General features: G+C 33.1%; 3 protein-coding genes. All 3 read left to right on the top strand.

Going from position 1 to position 2,097, the window contains the following annotated elements; all coding sequences use genetic code 11:
* On the top strand, positions 1-316 hold a 316-nt coding region (locus VK998_RS06195; RefSeq protein WP_325226620.1), incomplete at its 5' end, for a helix-turn-helix domain-containing protein.
* 89 nt (positions 317-405) lie between these two features.
* Positions 406-1,758: an amidohydrolase family protein gene (locus tag VK998_RS06200; RefSeq protein WP_325226622.1), complete on the top strand. Its 1,353-nt coding sequence runs from the start codon at positions 406-408 to the stop codon at positions 1,756-1,758.
* A 28-nt stretch (positions 1,759-1,786) separates the two neighbouring features.
* Positions 1,787-2,097 (top strand): M20/M25/M40 family metallo-hydrolase (locus tag VK998_RS06205; RefSeq protein WP_325226623.1); only part of this gene is annotated, 311 nt, incomplete at its 3' end.

The following is a 2,097-nucleotide window of genomic DNA, read 5'->3' on the forward strand; positions in this document are numbered from 1 at the left end:
ATATGATATTTCTTTAGAAGATGAAGCCAGCAGTTTTTGCAACCAATATTTGAAGAAACTAATAGATTATGATAAAGAAAATAATGGAGAATATTTGAAGACTTTAGGGTGTTTAGTCAAAAATGACTGGAATCTGAAAAAAACAGCAGAGGATATGTTTATCCATTATAATACTATGAAATATAGGTTTAGTAAGATTATTGAGATAGTCAATTTAGATTTAAATAATAGGGAAGACAAGTTTAAAATAGAGCTTTGCTTAAAATTAATGAATATGAGCAAACAATATTCATTGTACATGAAGACTAATATATAGTCTTCTTTTTTATACTCTATGGACAATGACTATTAATAGTACTAGTTGTAAAATGCAATTAAGTAGAAAATTAACAAGGAGGGAATTGTATGTATAGTACAAAGGTAGGTATGTTAAAAGATGTTTTAGGTTCAGTGAAGTATGGCAATTTATCGGATCCTAATAAGGATTTAGACAAGACTGGGAAAATTATTTTAAAAAATGGATTGGTAATAGATCCTAAAAACCAAGTAGAAGAAGTATTGGATGTAGCTATATTAGGTGACGAAATAGTAGAGGTAGGAAAGGATATTTATATAGAAAAGGGAGACTTAGTAATAGATTGTGAAGGTTTACTAGTTGTACCTGGATTAGTGGATATGCATCTACATTTAGGAGATTTATTTGAAGTAAGTACAGATCCAATTTATGGTTCAGTAGCTAATGGAGTAACTATGGGTCTTTCGCCAGGAGCAGGAAATACCTTTATGGCACCTGCATTACTTGGAGCAGAAGTGGATAGGGGTTTGCCTATAAATATTGGGTTATACCAAGGTGCTGCAAGTATTTTATCTACAATGTTATCAGTGGAAGAATTGGTAAAACTATATAAAGGTGAATTAGAGGAAGACATAGCCTCATCTAAGATGACAAGAAATGGTATTACAAATACTACAGCGCCTTTAGTAGTTGGTATTAAAGATCATATGGGGCATTTTATAATGTCTGATGAAAGTATAGATAAAATATTTGAAATAACTTCTAAGGCTAAATTAATCTATATGACTCATACTCAAGATCCAGATCATGCTGAAAGATTGGTTGAATTGTCTAAAGGTAGACCAATTCACCTAGGCCATGCAACGGCTGCTGGATGTGGTACTCATAAAGATGTAGCCGAGTCTATGAAGTTTATTATAGATTTATGTAAGAAAGATAATGTTACTGGAGAGTTTGTAACTACCATGTTGCGAGAAGGTGGTGGAAGTAGAGAAGGACTTATTTTGCCTAAAAAATCCCAACAGTTAGCTTATGAAGCATTGGAAAAGGGAATAGTAGATGTTTTAATATCTGATGGGCAAAATGATGCCACTATGAAAGGATTTGGAGATACTAGAGACAATATTCCAGCTATATTGGAATTGGCTGAAATGGGTGTATTAAATTTATCCGATTCAATAGCCACTATGACTTCTAACCCAGCTAGATTAGTAGCAGAAAAAACTGGAAACAGCTGGTGGACAGAAAAAGTTGGTCATTTAGGAAAAAATGCTTTGGCGAATATTACTGTTATAAATAGGGAAGTGAAGTCTGCAGCTTATACCATAGTAAATGGAGAAGTAGTAGGTTTTGAAAGCAGAGCAGTAAGACGAGGCAGTGGAGCAGGAGGATTTGTAAGTAAATTTGGTATGGTAAAGAGAATGGGAGTAGGGGATTTGGTAATGTTCTCCTACAATAGATAAAGATTAGTATTAAAGGAGGAAGTTTAAATTGAAGGAAAGGACGGAAAAAATTTTAAAGAAACTTATTAATATAAATACTACTAATCCCCCTGGTAATGAAATGGATGCAATAAAAACTGTCTTAAGCTTTTTCCCTGAAAGTATAGACTATAGAATAATTAACCATGGTGATAATAGAGGTTCTTTGTTAATAGAGATAAAGGGAGAAACTGAAGAAAAAATAGGCTTCATTGGTCATTTAGATACGGTACCAGTACCAGATGCATCTAATTGGGAGTATCCACCTTTTGATGGTGTAATAAAAGAAGGCTATATGTATGGTAGAGGTACCTCTGATAT

Origin of the sequence: Schnuerera sp., from assembly GCF_035459645.1 — a bacterium.
GTDB lineage: Bacteria > Bacillota > Clostridia > Tissierellales > Tepidimicrobiaceae > Schnuerera.

Coding starts and splice junctions, on each gene's coding strand:
- VK998_RS06200 (WP_325226622.1), top strand. CDS start 406: ATGTATAGTACAAAGGTAGGTATGTTAAAAGATGTTTTAGGTTCAGTG.